This is a genomic window from Oerskovia sp. Root22 (assembly GCF_001429135.1).
Taxonomy (GTDB): Bacteria; Actinomycetota; Actinomycetes; order Actinomycetales; family Cellulomonadaceae; genus Oerskovia; species Oerskovia enterophila.
Genome location: NZ_LMIL01000012.1, coordinates 116,223 through 133,238 on the forward strand (window position 1 = coordinate 116,223; position 17,016 = coordinate 133,238).

12 protein-coding genes are annotated in these 17,016 nt (G+C 74.7%); 2 read left to right on the plus strand and 10 right to left on the minus strand.

Annotated features, from left to right (window positions below):
* Position 1 precedes the first annotated feature (1 nt).
* From ASE15_RS18320 to ASE15_RS18345, 6 genes are all read right to left on the minus strand, one after another.
* Positions 2-433 (minus strand): hypothetical protein, encoded by a 432-nt coding sequence (locus ASE15_RS18320; protein WP_056764921.1) that lies wholly within the window; start codon positions 431-433, stop codon positions 2-4.
* A gap of 61 nt (positions 434-494) precedes the next feature.
* Entirely contained in the window at positions 495-4,304 is a 3,810-nt protein-coding gene (locus ASE15_RS18325; protein WP_056764925.1) for an error-prone DNA polymerase, read from the minus strand.
* Positions 4,297-6,003, minus strand: a complete 1,707-nt coding sequence (locus ASE15_RS18330; RefSeq protein ID WP_056647011.1) for a DNA polymerase Y family protein — start codon at positions 6,001-6,003, stop codon at positions 4,297-4,299. The genes ASE15_RS18325 and ASE15_RS18330 overlap by 8 nt, the downstream gene beginning before the upstream one ends.
* Positions 6,000-6,806, minus strand: coding sequence for a hypothetical protein (locus ASE15_RS18335; RefSeq protein WP_056764928.1), 807 nt, complete (start codon positions 6,804-6,806; stop codon positions 6,000-6,002). The genes ASE15_RS18330 and ASE15_RS18335 overlap by 4 nt, the downstream gene beginning before the upstream one ends.
* 292 nt (positions 6,807-7,098) lie before the next feature.
* Entirely contained in the window at positions 7,099-7,485 is a 387-nt protein-coding gene (locus tag ASE15_RS18340; RefSeq protein WP_157277279.1) for a hypothetical protein, read from the minus strand.
* A gap of 149 nt (positions 7,486-7,634) precedes the next feature.
* Positions 7,635-10,328 (minus strand): discoidin domain-containing protein, encoded by a 2,694-nt coding sequence (locus ASE15_RS18345; RefSeq protein ID WP_162259153.1) that lies wholly within the window; start codon positions 10,326-10,328, stop codon positions 7,635-7,637.
* Between the two features lie 291 nt (positions 10,329-10,619).
* On the opposite strand from ASE15_RS18345, the gene ASE15_RS18350 reads away from it, so the two are divergent.
* Positions 10,620-11,165 (plus strand): YbhB/YbcL family Raf kinase inhibitor-like protein, encoded by a 546-nt coding sequence (locus tag ASE15_RS18350; RefSeq protein WP_056647025.1) that lies wholly within the window; start codon positions 10,620-10,622, stop codon positions 11,163-11,165.
* Positions 11,162-11,755 carry a YbaK/EbsC family protein gene (locus ASE15_RS18355; RefSeq protein ID WP_056764941.1) on the plus strand — a complete coding sequence of 198 codons (594 nt, stop codon included), beginning with the start codon at positions 11,162-11,164 and terminating at the stop codon, positions 11,753-11,755. The genes ASE15_RS18350 and ASE15_RS18355 overlap by 4 nt, the downstream gene beginning before the upstream one ends.
* A gap of 68 nt (positions 11,756-11,823) precedes the next feature.
* On the opposite strand, the gene ASE15_RS18360 is transcribed toward ASE15_RS18355, so the two are convergent.
* The 4 genes from ASE15_RS18360 to ASE15_RS18375 all read right to left on the minus strand — a co-directional run bounded on the left by ASE15_RS18360 (position 11,824) and on the right by ASE15_RS18375 (position 17,005).
* Positions 11,824-12,774 carry a siderophore-interacting protein gene (locus ASE15_RS18360; RefSeq protein WP_056647297.1) on the minus strand — a complete coding sequence of 317 codons (951 nt, stop codon included), beginning with the start codon at positions 12,772-12,774 and terminating at the stop codon, positions 11,824-11,826.
* A gap of 117 nt (positions 12,775-12,891) precedes the next feature.
* A complete protein-coding gene (locus tag ASE15_RS18365; protein WP_082618591.1) occupies positions 12,892-15,048 on the minus strand; it encodes an iron ABC transporter permease in 2,157 nt (718 codons plus the stop codon).
* A complete protein-coding gene (locus ASE15_RS18370; protein ID WP_056647031.1) occupies positions 15,045-16,034 on the minus strand; it encodes an ABC transporter substrate-binding protein in 990 nt (329 codons plus the stop codon). Before ASE15_RS18370 ends, ASE15_RS18365 begins: the two co-directional genes overlap by 4 nt.
* 104 nt (positions 16,035-16,138) lie before the next feature.
* Positions 16,139-17,005, minus strand: a complete 867-nt coding sequence (locus ASE15_RS18375; RefSeq protein WP_082608569.1) for an ABC transporter ATP-binding protein — start codon at positions 17,003-17,005, stop codon at positions 16,139-16,141.
* Positions 17,006-17,016: the final 11 nt, after the last annotated feature.

The window sequence follows — 17,016 nt, forward strand, 5'->3', positions numbered from 1 at the left end:
GTCAGCCCGCCTGCTCGACCAGCACCGACATCGCCACGGCCGCCCCCGTGTCCGCCTCGACGGTGACGCCATGGCCGAGGCGCAGGTCCATCTCGTCCCCGGTCGTCAGTGCGACGTACCCCGTGTCACCGCGCCGGAACCCGCACGAGACCGTCCCGAGGGGGACACCGTCGACCGCGACGTGCGCGTCGCCGTCGCCCTCGCACGTGACCGCCACGGTGAGCGGCGCAGCGCTCGGTGCCTTCGCCCCGTCCGCGAGCGCGCCGGGCTCGACCGTCAGATCGATCGCGGAGCGCCCGATCGAGGACACGAACGCGACGCCCGACGTCAGGTCGCCCTGCGCCTCCAGGAGATCGTCGGGCGTGACGGGGGTCGCCCCGCACCCGGTCAGCAGGACGAGGGTGGCGACGGTCCCGGTCAGGAGCGCGGGCATCGGTCGACGGCGGGTGCGTGCAGGTCCGGTCCTCATGGGCCCCGAGTATGCCAGCGAAGGTCTACTGGAAGTCCCGCGACCGGGACGCGACCTGCAACGACAGCGGCGCGAGGTGCTCCGCGAGGAGGTTCGTGGCGCCGTCTGCCCGTTCGAGGCGCCCCCGCACCACGAGCGCGGGCGACGACCGCGCGACCCGCCGGAACCGCTGCCACAGGCCGGGCGTGCAGATGACGTTGAGCAGACCCGTCTCGTCCTCGATCGACAGGAACGTCACGCCGCCCGCCGTCCCGGGGCGCTGGCGGTGCGTGACGACGCCGCCCACGGCGACGCGCGACGGCGGGTGCGGCCTGGTACCCGGTGCCTCGCCTGCCGCACGCTCGGTCTCACGGGCGCGCTCGATCTCCTGGGACACCGCGATCGCCCCCGCGACGGTGAGCACCCCGGCCCTGCGCAGCCCGGGGCGCACGTACTGGGTCGGGTACGAGTCGGTCGAGACGCCCGTGGCCCACACGTCCGCGACCGCGGTCTCGACCTCGCTCATGCCCGGCAGCGTGGGCGCCTCGACCCCGACCGAGACCCCCGGCAGCGTGTCCGGGCCCTCCTGGGCGAGCGCTCCCGCGGCCCACAGCGCCTCGCGCCGGGCCACGCCCAGGGGTTCGAGCGCGCCGCCCGTCGCGAGCGCCTCGAGCTGGGCCGTGGTCAGGTCGACGCGACGCACCAGGTCGCGCAGGTCCGTGAACGGTCCGTCCGCACGCGCCGCGACGATCGCCTCCGCGACCGGGTCTCCCACCCCGCGCACGCTCCCCAGCCCCATGCGCACCGCGAGGGACAGGTCGGGGTGCGGGGCGCCGTCGGGCGGGGCGGGAGAGCGCGGGGCGAGGGGACCACGTCGGGGCGCGGCGCCGTCGGGCCGCACGTCCCTGCCCGACGGCGTCCCCTCCGTCGCCGCCCGGCTCGCCGGCACGCGAGGCAGCCGCTCGACCCCCGCCTTGACGCCCGACGCGTTGACGTCCGGGCGCAGCGCCGTGACCCCGTGACGGCGCGCGTCCGCGACGAGCGACTGCGGCGAGTAGAACCCCATGGGCTGCGCCGCGAGCAGGCCCGCGTAGAACGCGGCCGGGTGGTGCACCTTGAGCCACGCGCTCGCGTACACGAGGTACGCGAACGAGTAGGCGTGCGACTCGGGGAACCCGAAGTCCGCGAACGCCTTGAGCTTGTCGAAGATCTGCTCGGCGACGTCCGGGGCGACCCCGTTCCTCGCCATGCCCGCCAGGAGCCGCCCGTGCAGCGCCTCCATGCGCTCGACCGACCGCTTGGACCCCATCGCGCGGCGCAGCTGGTCGGCCTCGGCCGCGCTGAAGCTCGCGACGTCGATCGCCATCTGCATGAGCTGCTCCTGGAACAGGGGCACGCCCAGCGTCTTGGCGAGCGACTTCTCGAGCAACGGGTGCAGGTACGTGACCTTCTCCCGTCCGCGCGCCCGGTTGATGTACGGGTGCACCGAGCCGCCCTGGATGGGGCCGGGGCGGATGAGCGCGACCTCGATCACGATGTCGTAGAACGTGCGCGGCTGCAGGCGCGGCAGCGTCGCCATCTGGGCGCGTGACTCGACCTGGAACACCCCGACCGTGTCCGCCGCGCACAGCAGGTCGTAGACCGCGGGGTCCTCGTCGGGCAGCGAGTGCAGCTCGAGGTCCAGGCCCTCGTGCTCGGCGATCAGCTCGAACGCTACCCGGATCGCCGTGAGCATCCCCAGGCCCAGGAGGTCGAACTTCACGAGCCCCGCGTCCGCGCAGTCCTCCTTGTCCCACTGCAGGACCGTGCGCCCCTCCATGCGCGCCCACTCGGCCGGGCACACCTCGATCACGGGGCGGTCGCACATGACCATGCCGCCCGAGTGGATGCCGAGGTGCCGGGGCAGACGCAGCATGCGCTCCGCGAGGCTCAGCACCGGGGCCGGGATCTCGCCCTCCTCGGCGGCCGACGGCGGCCGGTGGGCGGGCACGACGTCGTGCGGGTCGTCGGAGCGCAGCGTGGGGTCGTCCCGCCGGTCCGCGTCGTCGTGAGCCAGCGGGTCGACGACGCGACCCGACAGGTCCGGGGTCCAGTCGGGGTGACCCGCGTGCGGGCGGTCCGGACGCTGCGGTGACGGGCTCTGCCGGCCCTGCTTGCCCTGCCGGGGTTCGCCGGTCCCCCAGACCTCGGCCGTGCGGGCGTCCTTGGCCGCGGTGCGGGTCACGACGACGGGCGGGCCGGCGGGCGTCGCGGCCGCCCCAGCCGGGGCCTTGGTCGAGGCCCCCGCCGGGGCTCCAGCCGGGGCCGCCCCGTGCGCACCGCGCCGGGCGATGGCACGCTCCCGGGCCGCCCGGTCCGCCGCGGGGCTCGCCGGGTCCGGCCCCCGCAGCGACCCCCACCGCTCGATCGACTTGCTCCACGCGTCCTGCTGCCCGACGTCGTGCCCGAGGGCCCGCGCGGCGTCCCGCACCGCGGACTTCGGTCGGTAGGAGATGACGTTCGCGACCTGCGCCGCGTGCGTGCGCCCGAACCGCTCGTACACGTACTGGATGACCTCCTCGCGGCGCACCGACTCGATGTCGACGTCGATGTCCGGCGGCCCGTCGCGCTCGGGCGCGAGGAAGCGCTCGAACAGCAGACCGTGCTTCACGGCGTCCACGGCCGTGATGCCGAGCGCGTAGCAGACGGCCGAGTTCGCGGCCGAGCCGCGCCCCTGGGCGAGGATGCCGCGCGCGCGGCAGAACTCCACGAGGTCGTAGACGATGAGGAAGTACCCGGGGAACCCGAGCTGCTCGATGATCCCGAGCTCGTGGTCGATCTGGTGCCAGGCACCGGGCTCGTGCTCGGCGTCGCGCGGGCCGTAGCGGTCGGCGGCGCCCCTCTCCACGAGCACGCGCAGCCACGACCTCTCGTCGTGCCCCTCCGGGACCGGGTACGGCGGCAGCTCGGGGGCCACGAGACGCAGGTCGAACTGGCACTCGGCGCCCAGCTCCGCGGCCGTGGCCACGGCCTGCGGGTGGCGGCGGTGCCGGTCGAGCATCTCGGCTGCCGAGCGCAGGTGCGAGGTGGGGGCTCCCGGCAGCCAGCCGTCCATGTCGTCGAGCGACGACCGGGCGCGCACGGCCGCGAGCGCCCCCGCGAGGGGTGCGTCGCGGGGACGTGCGTAGTGGACGTTGCCGGTCGCGACGAGCGGCAGGCGGGCGTCCGCGGCCAGCCCGGCGAGCGCGTCGCACAGGTCGCTGTCGCGGGGGTCGCCCGAGTCGGTGATCTCCACGGCCACGTTGTCCGGGCCGAAGACCTGGACGAGCCGGTCGAGCTCACGGCGAGCGGCCTGCGGCCCCTCGGTGAGCAGCGCCGAGCGCACCGCGCCCTTGCGGCAGCCCGTGAGGACCAGCCACTGGCCGCCCGACTGCTCCCCGAGCTGGTCGAGCCGGTAGTCGGCCGCGCCCTTGCGACCCGTCGCGAGGTGCGCGGTCGCGATCGCGCTCGACAGGTTGCGGTACCCGTCCGGGCCGCGGGCCAGGACGAGCAGGTGGGACGCCCGCGGGTCCGGCACGCCCGTGGGCGCGTCCAGGACGGGGGCCGCGCCGGGGGTCGGCGCGACGGGCAGGTGCAGCTCGGCACCGAACACGGTCGGCAAGGACACCGCGCGCGCCGCGGTCGCGAAGCGGACCACGCCGTACAGGCCGTCGTGGTCCGTCACGGCGAGCGCCGACAGGCCCAGGTGCGCCGCCTCGGCCGCGAGCTCCTCGGGGTGGCTCGCGCCGTCGAGGAAGCTGAACGCCGAGTGCGCGTGCAGCTCGGCGTAGCGGGGCGCCCCGCCCGCACGGGCACCCGAGCCGGTGGGCCTAGTCATAGACCGCCTCCACGGTCCAGCGCCCCTGGGCGCTCGCGAGCAGCACGCCCCGGCCGTCGTCGAGCAGCACCTGCAGGTACGCCCGCCGGCGCGGCGCCTGGCTCCACCACCGTTCGGCGAGCGGCCACGGCCCGGCCCAGCCGAGCACGCGGGCCGAGCGCGGACGTCCCGACTCCCACCGCACGGTCGCGGGCGGTGCGCTCATCGCGAGGCGCACGTCCACGCGGACGGGCGCTCCACCGTCGTCCAGGACGCTGACGTCCTCCGGGACGTCCAGCACGAGGGCCGGCGCGGGCTCGGGCAGGCGCCCCGGCCACGGCAGGTCCGCGCGCCGCGGCGCAGGGGCCGCGTCGCCCCACGGGGCGAGGTGCACCTGGTCGTGGACGTCGCGCCCGCCCTGCGTGACGACGCTCAGCACACCGTCCCCGCCCAGGAGGCCCTGGACACGGCCCAGCGCGCGCTGGGCGCGCGCGTCCTCGCCGCTCGACGCGCCCCACAGGCGCGGCTGCTCGACCCCCGCGGCCACGACCTCCTCCGCCGTGATCGCGAGCCGCACGAGCGGCGAGGGCCGGTCCTCGGGCAGGTCCGGCGGGTCGTCGTACGCCACGTCGCCGTCCGGCCCGGTCCCCCGAGCCCCCCGCCGCGGACCTCGTCGTCGCTGCTGCTCCTGGCGCTGTCGCTGCCCCAGTGCGACGCGCGACGCCGTGAGCCACCCCTCGAGCTGCCAGCGCACGCGGTCGGTGATCCGGGCCGCGGTGAGCCCGCCCATGGCCCCGTCGTCGCAGCGCCAGGTCCGTTCGAGCTCGCGCCCGTCCTCGGTGCGGGCCGTGATGCGCAGCCGACCGCACGACGACGACCGCTCGACGAGCTGGGCGTGCAGGTCCTCGGCGAGGCGCCGGGCCGCGAAGGTCGCGACGTCGACGCGCTCGGCGGGCGGGTCGAGCTCGCACTCGACGGCCACGTCCGCCTCGATGCGGCGCCTCGCGGGCGGGCGCAGGTCCTCGCCCTGGGCCAGGCGCTGGGCCCACGCACCCAGGTCGCCGAAGCGGGACAGCACGCTCGCGGCGGGCAGGGCCGCGAGGTCCGCGAAGGTCCGCAGCCCGAGCCGTCCCAGGAGGTCGACGAGCTGCGCGACGGGCTGGGCGTCACCCACGACGACGTGCGCGAGCTCGCCCAGCGGGCGCGGGGCGAGGTAGGCGCGCGAGGTCCCGGCGGGCACGACCGACGAGGCCCGCGCCGCGAGCACGGCCGCGAGGATCCCGTCGGCGACGCCGACCTGGCTCTCGTGACCCGTGTCCCGCGCGACCCGCTCGACGAGCACCTGGGCGAGGCGCTCCTCGGTGCCGTGGTAGCGCGCGGGGCCGCCCGAGGGCAGGAGCAGCAGTCCCGGGCGCGCGACCTCGATGCCCGCGACCACGGTCTCGGCCGCGAGCGCGACGGGCTCGAACTCGCGCGCGTCGCGGCCGTCGTCGGCGTCGAGCAGCTCGATCTCGGGGCAGCACTCCTGCGCCCGACGGCGTCGCATCCCCCGGCGCACGCCCTGCGCCCGGGCGGTGGCCGAGACCGCGAGGACCCGACGGCCGTCGTGCGTGGCAGCCGGCACGTGCGCGGGGACCTGGGCCGACCCCATGGCCGCGACGACCGGCCAGTCCGGCACCCACAGGACCGCGGTGCGGGTGGCCGTGGCCTCGGTGCTCATCCGACGAGCCGGAGGCCGGGCGGGGTCTTCTCGACCTGCCGCGGGTTCTTCACGGCGTGCGCGCGCAGCGGCAGCTCGACCTGGCGCTCGATGCTGCGGGCCGCCCCGGCCCGCCCGCTGCGCTCGACCGTCAGCCGGCGCCGGCGCAGGTACCCGGCGCCCTGGTCCATGCCCGACCACGTCCCCGCGCGGACCGTGAGGACCACGTGCGCACCGGCCCAGGGCTGCGCCGCGACGAGCAGGTTGCCGCGCTCGCGGGCACGCGAGGTCAGGCGACGGCGGTCGGCGTCGGTCAGTGCGGCCTGCGGCCCGACCACGACGACGTCGATCCCGTCGAGCAGGGCCGCGACGGCGGCCGCGGCGTCCGGTCCCGGGGACGGGACGAGCGCGACGCGGCCGAGGTCGATCCCGGCCTCGGCCGCCGCGAGGACGCCGAGGCGGGGGAAGCCGACCATCGCGGTCCAGGCCCCCGTGCGCGAGGCCTCGGACAGCAGCGCGAGCAGGAGCGAGGTGGAGCCGTCGACCACCACGGCGGTACCGCGCTGGAGCCCGCCGAAGGGCAGCAGGCCGGACAGCTCCTCCGGGACCGGCAGGAGCTTCTCCTCCCCCGTGGCCCCCGGCGCCCGCCGGGCAGAGAGCTCGGCGCGGCGCAGCACCGACCGGGCGAGCAGGGCCCGCTCGGCGTGCGTGGAACCTGCAGGGCGTGCGGGCGCGAGGGGATCGGGGACCTCGGTCGCCGCGCGCGCAGCGGTGACCGCGGAGCTGCCCAGGACCTCCAGGAGGGCGTCGTCGACCAGGGTCATGACACCTCCTGCACGCTCGAAAGACATTCGAACAGGTGTTCGAACACTTCCAGTACACGCCCTCGCCGAGGGGGTGTCAACTCGCCCGGGCCGCTCCGCACAGGGGGTCAAGTGGTGGTTGATAGTTCGACGAGTGCGCAACTATCGACCGGACATCCGGGCATTCCAGAAGCCTCACTCGCCACTTCACCCTTGGTCGGAGATCGGCGCCGTTCCAACGATTCCAGCCCTTCGCGCGCGGCACGGACGAGGCCAGACCCTCAAGCAGCGCTCGAGAGAACGACGACCGACGTCACTCGGGGCGCGGAAGGGCCCGGATCGCGAGCATCGCATAGACCCCGACCGCGACGAGGCCGGCGAGGACCCCCAGGACCGTGAGCACGGTCGGCCCCTCGTCGAAGAACGTCCGCCAGGTCCCGAGCGCGACCCCCACCCCCGTGAACAGCCCCAGGAGGACGAACGCGGCCCGCTCCCCCGAGAGCGGTCCCCCACGGCGCACCGTGATCGCGATGCCGAGCGCTGCCACGAGGGCCAGGGCACCGAACAGCTCCACGGCGATCGTGGTGTCGTGGATGAAGTACCCCCTTCCTCGCCGCTGACTCATCAGCACGATGGGGGCGATGACCGCCAGGATGATCAGGACGACGCTCTGCGTCGTCCCCTTGCGTCGCTTGTGCACCCGCACATGGTGGCAGACGTCGCACCGACGGCACCCTCGTGTCCTCTGAGCCCGCCCGGCGGCTCTCGGCGGACCTGGGCGGACGGCACGACGACCGAGGGGTCCGGCCCGTGCGGGCCGGACCCCTCGGTCGTCGTGCTCGGCAGGCGTCAGCCGCAGGCGGCACCGGTGAACGGGACCTCGACGGAGCCCGCCTGCTCGGGCGAGCCCGCCGGGGCGACGTCGACGACGGCCGTGCCGCCCTCGACACCCACGGCACGCGTGCTGAACGCCACGTGCGCCCGCTTCTCGGGCGAGAGCGCGGAGAAGCTCCGGCTGCCGTACGGCGTCGTGACCACGAGGTCGACGGGCACCACGTCGTCGTTGACGACGTCGACCGAGACCTGGGCCCGCCCTGCCACGCACCGCACGGTCGCGGTGGCGGTGACCTGTGCCTCCTCGGCAGGCGCCGCCCCCCGCACCTCGAGGTCGTAGAGCGACAGGTACGGGCTGAGGCTCTTGGTCGTCGTCGTCACCCTGACGTACCGCGCGGTGGTCGCCGCGACGGTCAGGACGTCGGTGCGCGCACCACCTGCGAGCCCGGTCCTGGTCACCAGAGGCGACCAGGACGCGCCGTCCTGCGACACCTCGACACGGTAGGCCGTCGCGGACGCGGCCTCCCAGCGCAGCGTGATCTCGTCGACCGTGCGGGCCGCGCCGAGGTCGACCTGGACCCACGGCTGTGCGCCGTAGTCGGCCGACCAGCGCGTCGAGGGGTCACCGTCGACGACGTTGGCCGCCGTCATGGTCGTCCCCGCCTCGACGCCCGAGGCCGTCGCGACGGCACCCAGGGCAAGGTCCGGACGGCCGAGGACGCTCAGCCGCCACGCACCGACCCCGTCAGGACCGCCGACGACCGCGCTCAGCCGGACGTACCGGGCCTCCTGGGCGGAGAACGTCGCCCGGTCCACCCCCGCCCCGGTCGCGTTGCGGTGCCGGGACGCCCGCGTCCAGGTCGACCCGTCGACCGAGACCTCGACCGTGTAGCTCGCCGCTGCCGCCGCGGTCCAGTCGACCTCCACGGCGCCGACCGTCTGCACCGACCCCAGGTCCACGGTGAGCGAGGCAGGCTCGGTCGACCGGGTGCTCCAGCGCGTGGTCGTCTGGCCGTCCGTGAGGTGCTCGGGACCATTGCCCTCGTCCGAGGACGAGGCCGTCACGGTCGCACCGTGGCTCAGCTCGCCCGCGAGCTGGCCGCCCCGCGTGAAGTCGACCACCTCGATGCCGGGACCCAGGCCCAGGGTGCGGGTGAGGGCAGAGAACTGCGCGAACGTGAGCTCGGGCGTCGCACCGTCCCAGGTCTTCTGCGCGATCGTCGGGAAGGACAGCTCGACCAGGCCGTGCACGTCCTGCTGCGAGTAGTCGGCGTGCACGAGGTCGTTCCAGACCGCGAACATGGCTCCCTCCGCGGCCCCCTCGGGCACGGTCTTGTTCCCGGTCTTGTTGGGCGCCCAGGACGAGTAGAGCCACTGGTTGTTCAGCCCGTTGCCGTGGTAATAGCTCGCGAACGGGACGACGTACAGCGTCGAGTCGTCGGTGTTGAGGAACCGGTAGCCGTCGGCGTACGCCGACTCGATCGAGTACCAGCCGCCGTTCCAGGAGTTGATCGTGACGTCACGGTCGTACCCGTTCGCGTTGCCGTGCATCTGGGTGAAGCTGCCCCACGCGCGCGGATGCTTGCCGAGGCTGCGGACGTGGGCAGCCATGGTGTTGAAGTAGTCCCGGAAGAGCGCGGGCGACGCGTAGTACTCGTCGACGCCCATGTGCACGTCGGGTCCCTCGAACCACGGTGCGAACTCGGTGAAGATCGACTTCATGACGGCCGTCGCCTCGGGCTTGCTCAGGTCCAGGTGGTCGGAGTTGCCGCCGTTCGTCCCGAGCTCGGGCTTCCACCGGACGACCGAGCGCGCATGGGCCGGCCCCTCGATCTCGGGGATGATCGTCACCGCGTGAGCCGCCGCGGTGTCCTCGAAAGACTGCCAGTCCGCGCGGTCGTAGGCGCCGTCGGTCGACGCGAGGCCCGCGAACGCGGGGTTGTCCGACTCGAGCCGGAAGCCCGCCTGGGCGTTGGCCCAGTTGCCGCCCGCCGGGCTGATCTCGTTGTCCATGAGGTGGATCTGGAACTCGTTGAGCTTGAACCAGCTCATCATCGAGATGTAGTCGCGGACGAACTCGGGCGTGAAGAAGCGCCGCCCCACGTCGAGCATGAACCCGCGCGAGGCGTAGTCCGGCCAGTCGACCGACTCCCCGACGGGCACGCTGCCGCGACCCGGGCTCTGGACGAGCACCTGCAGGAAGCTCCGGGTCCCGTAGAAGGCGCCCTGCTCGGTCGGTGCGGTCACGGTGAGACGCTCGGGGTCGACGTCGAGGACGTACCCCTCCTCGGCGAAGCGCTCGCCGCCCGCGGCATGGACGAGCCCGGGATCGACGACGAGGACGATGTCACCGTCGTCCGGCGCCGCGTCCAGGGCGACGGGGACGGTGCGGGCGGTGAGCTCGGCGATGTCCGTCGCGACCTGCCGGCCCATCTCCTCGAGCGCGGCGGGGACGACGATCCGGGTCGAGGCGTCGAGATCGAACGAGCCGCTGCCTCCCGTCCACTCCTTGAGCGTGGGGACGACCGCGGGCTTGGCGTTGGTGGCGTCGGCCGCGGCGGGAGCCGTCAGGGCGACGCTCCCGGCAGCCGTGCCGAGCGCGAGGGCGAGGGCGGTGGCCGAGGCGACCGTCCGCCGTCGGGCAACGGACGGCCCGCGTCCGGGCAGGAGCCCCCTGGCGGGGCTCACGGGTGGTGGAACTGCGTGCATGGCGACCTTCTCTCTGGTCGGCGATGCGCCCGGGGGTCTGCCGGGACCGGTGGCGATCGACGCTCGTGACATGGCATCTGTGGCACTCACTGCGTGGCCCGAGGATCGCCCGGGCAGTCCTCAGATTTGCGGGTGATGACGGAGTTTGTCAATAGCGGGGCCTAAACGCGCACAAACCTGCAACGTGTGGTTTCCTGGGGAGGACAAGTGGGACGCATCACCGGCCGGCGCCCGCCCGTGCCGACCCCACCACCCCTGGCTCCTCGCCGTCCCACCGGGCACGATGGGACGATGAACCTCGCCGACCGCCCCCTCGCCCCCGACCCCTACTCGCTCCTGCCCCAGGTGCCGCGCTTCACGGTCACGAGCGACGACGTCGTCGACGGCGAGCCCATGGCGCGCACGCACGCGGCCGACGGCGACAACCGGTCGCCCGAGCTCTCCTGGAACCACTTCCCCGCGGCCACCCGCTCGTTCCTCGTGAGCTGCTTCGACATGGACGCGCCGACCCCGGCGGGCTACTGGCACTGGACCGTCGTCAACGTGCCCGTGCCCACCGTGACCCTCGCGCAGGGCGCGGGGTCCCCCGGCGGCGGCTACCTCCCGCCGGGAGCCGTGCAGACCCGGCACGACGGCGGAGGGCCGGGCTACCTGGGTGCCGCACCCCCGCGCGGCGACAGACCGCACCGGTACGTGTTCGCGGTGCACGCGCTGGACGTCGAGACGCTCGACGTCACCCCCTCGACGACCGCGACCGCGGTCGCCATGAACGCCGTGTTCCACACGATCGGGCGCGCGACCATCACGCCGACCTACCAGGTCCTGGTCGACGCATGAGCCGCCCCACGAGCGGCCCGCTCGCCCTCCCGACGCTCGGCGACCTCGACTGGGTCCCGGCGACGAGCCGGCCCGAGCTCCTCGCCCCCTCGGTCGCCGCGGCGCTCGCCCGGTGGGCCGAGCAGGACCCGCGCGTCGCCGAGCAGGTCGCGGTCGTCGAGATCGACCCGGACCTCGCCGACACCGCGACGCTCAACGCCGCCCACGACCTTCCCCCGGCGGCCTCCGCGAACTGCGTCCTGGTCGCCGGGCGACGCGGGGGCGACGAGAGGATCGCCGCGGCGGTCGTGCGAGCCACGACCCGGGCCGACGTGAACACGCGCGTGCGGTCGCTGCTCGACGTGCGCAAGGCGTCGTTCCTGCCCATGGACCGCGCGGTCGCCGAGTCCGGCATGGAGCACGGCGGGATCACCCCGATCGGGCTCCCCGACGGGTGGCGCGTGCTGCTCGACGCGGCCGTCGCCACGGACGGCGAACCCGCGCTGATCGGCAGCGGGCTGCGCCGCTCCAAGCTGCTGCTGCCGGGCGCGCTGCTCGCACTGCTGCCCGGGATCGAGCTGGTCGAGGGGCTGGGCGTGCCGGTGGGGTGAGCGAGGACGCGGGTTCCCGCGGCGAGGGGGTGCGGGCGCTCGGCCCGGCGGCGCGGCACCCTCGAGCCTCAGCCCTCGGCGCGGCCCTCTCGCCAGTAGCCCATGAACGCGACCGACCGGCGGTCCACACCGCGCTCGGACACGAGGTAGCGCCGCAGCGTCTTGATGACCGACGCCTCGCCCGCGAGCCACGCGTAGAGCTCGGCGCACGCGACGAGGGGCGCGCCGTCGTCGTCCACGGGGACCTCCCAGAGGATGCCGGTGTCGATGTCGACGTCCTCGAGCTCGGCCACGTCGCCGGCCCCGTCGGCGCGCCGCTCGAGCCCGCGCGCGGCGCACGTGAGCGAGTGGGTCGCCCCGCACACGTTGCGCTCGAGCAGACGGTCTGCCGCCTCACGGACCGCGGGGACGAGCAGGTCGCCGTGGGCGCGCCCCTCGCGGGCGAGCCAGGTGACGTTCACGCCGGCGGGCGCCGTGACGGGCAGGACGTCGCCCGCATGCGGGACCTCGAGGAAGACCTCGCCGACCTCGTCCGCAGGCAGGGCCCCCAGGATCGAGGCGATCGCGGGGACAGCGGTCTCGTCGCCCGCGAGGAGCAGCGCGTGGCTGCGGACGGGGCGCGAGAACTCGACCCCGCCGTGCGCGCCCGTCCACAGCCCGTTGGGGCCCAGCAGGACGACCTCGGTGCCGGGGCGCGCCGCGAGCGCCCACCGGGACGCGGGGCCGGCGTCGCCGTGCAGGACCAGGTCGACGTCCACCTCGGCGAGCTCGGGGCGCACCGCGCGCACGGTGTAGGTGCGCAGCGGGTTGCGACGCTCCTCGGGCTGGGCACGCCAGGCGGCGTACCACTCGCCCGTGCGGTCGAGGTGCTCGTAGCCGCCGTCGGCCGCGGGCAGGACGAGCTTGATGCGCTGGTCCAGGCCGTTGTCGGCGAACTCGTGCAGGTCGTGGCCCGTGAAGGTCACGCGCAGGAAGCTGGGAGCCAGACGCTCGACCCGTCGCACCTGCACGTCGAACATGCGGAACGGGGAGATCTCCTGCTCGGTCACGACACTGGTCTGGCTCACGTAGGCGAGCCTAACCAAACATCGGGCCCGGGTGAACCCCCGGACCCGCACCTGTGGCCGGGATCACTCTCACGCCTCGCGGCCTCGGCCGCGCCACAGGAGCCACACGAAGTACGGCGCACCGATGAGCGCGGTCGTCAGGCCCGCGGGGATCTGGGCAGGCGCGATGACCGTGCGTCCCACGGTGTCGGCGACGCTCACGAGGACGGCCCCGAGCAGCATCGAGACCGGGATGACGCGACCGTTGCGGGAACCGACGAGGGCACGCGCGGCATGCGGGGCGACGAGCCCCACGAAGCCCACGACGCCGACCGCGCAGACCGCCGCCGCGGTCAGGACCGCGCTCGCGCCCAGGAGCAGCAGGCGCGTGCGGTCGAGCCGCAGGCCCAGGACCCGCGGGGTGTCCTCGTCGAGCGCCAGGACGTCCATCTCGCGCCGGTGGAGGACCGCGACGGGCACGACCACGAGCAGCGCGAGCACGACGGGGACCACGTGCTCGAGCGTGCGCCCGTACGTGGACCCGGACAGCCAGGTGAGCGCGAGGTTGAGGTTCCACGGCGCCACCACGACGATCACGAGCGTCGTCAGGGCCGTGGCCCCCGCGCTCATGCCGATGCCGATGAGCACGAGGCGGTCCGAGCTCAGCCCGCCCCGGTAGGCCAGGCGGTAGACGATCGCGAACGTCCCGAGCGCGCCGACCACGGCCGCCGCGGACATGCCCATGATGCCGACGCCGGGCACGAGCAGGACGACCGCGACGGCCCCCAGGCCCGCACCCGCGGTCACGCCGAGCAGCCCCGGTTCGGCCAGCGGGTTGCGGCACACGGCCTGCACCACGGTTCCCGCCAGCCCCAGGGCGGCACCCGCGAGGATCGCCGCGAGCGCACGCGGGAAGCGCTGGTCGAGCACGAAGGAGACCTGCTTGCCCGCCCGGTCGGCGGCCCAGTTGAGGACGTCGCCCGTGAGCAGGAGCCGGTCGCCCAGCAGGAGCGCGGCGATCGTGGCCGCGACCAGGAGCGCGACCAGGACGGCCGTCACGACCAGGGTCCGACGCGCGGTGCGCGGCCGGACGGGCGCGGCCCGGGTCCCCGCGGCGGGGCCCGAGTCCTTGAGGCGGCGCGCGAGCCACACGAGCGTCGCGGCGCCGAACACGGTCGTGATGACGCCCGTCGGGACCGCGACACCGTAGGTGCCGGGAAGCACCAGCCGCAGCAGGACGTCGGCACCCAGGATGACGATCACGCCCGCGATCCCCGAGAGGGGGATGAGCACGCGGTGCCGGTTGAGCCCCGGCACCTTGCGCGCCACGAGGCGCACGATCACCGGGGCGCACAGGCCGACGAACCCGACCGGGCCCGCGACCGTGACCGCCGTCGCGGACAGCAGGACCGCGAGCAGGATCGTCACGACGCGCGTGGCACGCACGTCGATCCCGAGGACTGTCGCGGTGTCGTCCCCCAGCGCCAGGAGGTCCAGGCGGTGGGCCACGAGGATCAGGCCGCCGAGGCCCACGACCACGAGCGGGGCAGCGAGCGCGACCTGCGACGTGCCGGACTGGACGATCGAACCGCTCCCCCACGCGAAGAGGCCCATGGTCTCCTGCTGGAACAGCACGAGCAGCACGGTCGTCAGGGAGTGCAGGGCCAGGGTGATCGCGGAGCCCGCGAGGATCAGCCGGGTCGGCCCGGCGGCACCACCGCGGGCCAGGACGAGCACGAGGCCCGATGCCGCGAGGCCACCGACCAGCGCGAGGGTCCCCGAGAGGTAGAACGGCAGCGTCACGCCGATCACGGCCGCGCCCACGACCGCGACGTAGGCGCCCGCGTTGACCGCGAGCGTGTCGGGCGAGGCGAGCGGGTTGCGCGCCACGGACTGCAGCGCGGCTCCGGCCGCACCGAGCGAGACGCCCACGAGCAGGCCCGCGAGCAGGCGGGGCAGTCGCGAGGCGACCAGGACGGCCGCGACGGTCCGGTCCGTGTCGCCGGCCTCGCCGCCCACGACGAGCCTCAGCAGGTCGCCGAGCCCGACGTCGGCCGTCCCCTGCGTGAGGTGGATCGCGGCCAGCACCAGGACGACGAGGATCGCGACGACGAACGCCGAGGCGACCGTCAGGCGGAACCGGACGCGCGAGCGCCCCGGGGGAACCGGCGGGGCCAGGAGTCCCGAGGCGTCGTCCGGGACCTCGTTCCGGGCCGTCGAGAGCTCCCCCGGGGCGCTCGTGCTCACTGGGTCAGTGCCGCGACGAGCGCGTCGACGTAGGCGCCCGCCGAGGCCGGGCCGCCGAACATCCAGATGCCGTCGGGGATGCGGTGCACGTCACCGGCCGCGACGAAGGGGAGCTGCTGCCAGATCGCGTTGTCCTTGAGGCCGTCCGCGAACGGGTCTGCCTCGGAGTCGCTCGCGGCGTAGACGAACTGGACGTCGCTCAGCGCGGTCAGGCCCTCGACGTCGGTCTGCGCGAGGCCGTAGTCGGGGTCGCCCTCGCCGGTCCACGCGTTCGCGAGGCCCAGCTCGGCGCCGATCGCGCCGAGGAACGAGCCGGGCGTGTACATGCGCACCGAGACGGTGCCGTTGTTGACCCAGCCGTCGGCCATGACGTACGAGGCGCCCGCGACGCCGGCCTCGTCGAGAGCCTTCTTGCCCTCGGCGACCTTGGTGTCGAAGCCCGCGAGCAGCTCGGCGCCCTCGTCCTCGGTGCCCGTCGCGGTCGCGAGCGTCTCGACGGTCTGGCGCATGTACCCGATCGGGTCGGTGCCGTCCGAGCCGCGCAGCGTCACGACGGGCGCGATGTCCGCGAGCTGGTCGATCACGTTGTCGGGCGTGTCGGTGGTGACGGCGATGAGCTGGGGCTCGAGCGCCGAGATCGCGTCGAGGCTCGGCTCGCCGCGCATCCCGACGTCCGGGGTCGACGCGTCGAGGGGCACCGAGGTGTCCCAGGTGTTGTAGCCCTCGACGTCGGCCTGACCCACCACGTCCACGCCGAGCGCGAGCAGGTTCTCGGTGAGGCCCCACTCGAGCGAGACGACCTCGGTCGCCGGGGCGTCGAGCGTCTGCTCGCCGCGCTCGTCGGTGAACGTGACAGGGCCCGCGTCGGAGGCTGCGGTCGCGTCGGCCGAGCCGGCGTCGGCCTCTTCCGTGGTGCCGCACGCGGTGAGGGTGAGCGCTGTCACGAGCAGGACGGCGGGCAGGCCGGTCCGGAGGGTCGTTCGCATGGGGGTCCTGTGTCCTTGAGGTGCGGCCCGCGCCGTGGCGGCGTCGGGCTCGGTGGGCCACCGCGCGGGGGTGCGCGGCGGCACGGGGTTCGTCGGCTCGGTCGTCAGGGGACGGCGACGAGCCTGCGGGTCGTGTGCCGCCCGACGGGCGCGGTCTGCACCGTGCCCGTCAGCGGGTCGTGCGTGACCTCGATGCGGATGCCGTAGGTCTCGCTCAGGGCGTCGGCCGTCAGGACGTCCACGGCCTCGCCCGCGGCGCGGACGACGCCGCGCTGGAGCAGGACCACGTGGTCGGCGACCGCAGCCGCCTGGTTGAGGTCGTGCAGCACGACGCCCACGGCCACGCCGTGATCGTCCGCGAGGTCGCGCATCAGGTCGAGGATCTCGACCTGGTAGCGCAGGTCCAGGTAGGTCGTGGGCTCGTCGAGGAGCAGCACGCCCGTGTCCTGCGCGAGGCACGTCGCGAGCCACACACGCTGGAGCTCGCCGCCCGACAGCTCGTCGACGCCGCGTCCCGCCATGGCCGCGACGCCCGTGACGTCCATGGCCCAGGCGATCGCGCGGGCGCCGTCGGGGTCCGTGGAGCGGAAGCGTGCCCGGTGCGGGTGGCGCCCGTACCCGACGACGTCGCGCACGCTCACGCCGTTGGGCGTGGGCCTGCTCTGCGAGAGCAGCGTCACGCGGCGCGCGAAGTCCTTGGGGTGCAGCGCGAGCGCGTCGGGGACGTCGGGCAGGCTCACGGTGCCTGCGAGCGGCTTATGGAGCCGGGCGAGCGAGCGCAGGAGCGTCGACTTGCCGCTCCCGTTGGGCCCGATCAGCGCGGTGACCTGTCCGGGGAGCAGTCGCAGCGAGGCGTCGTGCACGACGGCGTTCCCGTCGTACCCGAGGCTCAGCCCGGCACCGGCGAGGGCCGGTCGGGCGGGGTCCTGGGCTGCCGTGGCGTCGTCGGCTCCCGGTAAGGTCTGGCTCACAGAGGTGAGCC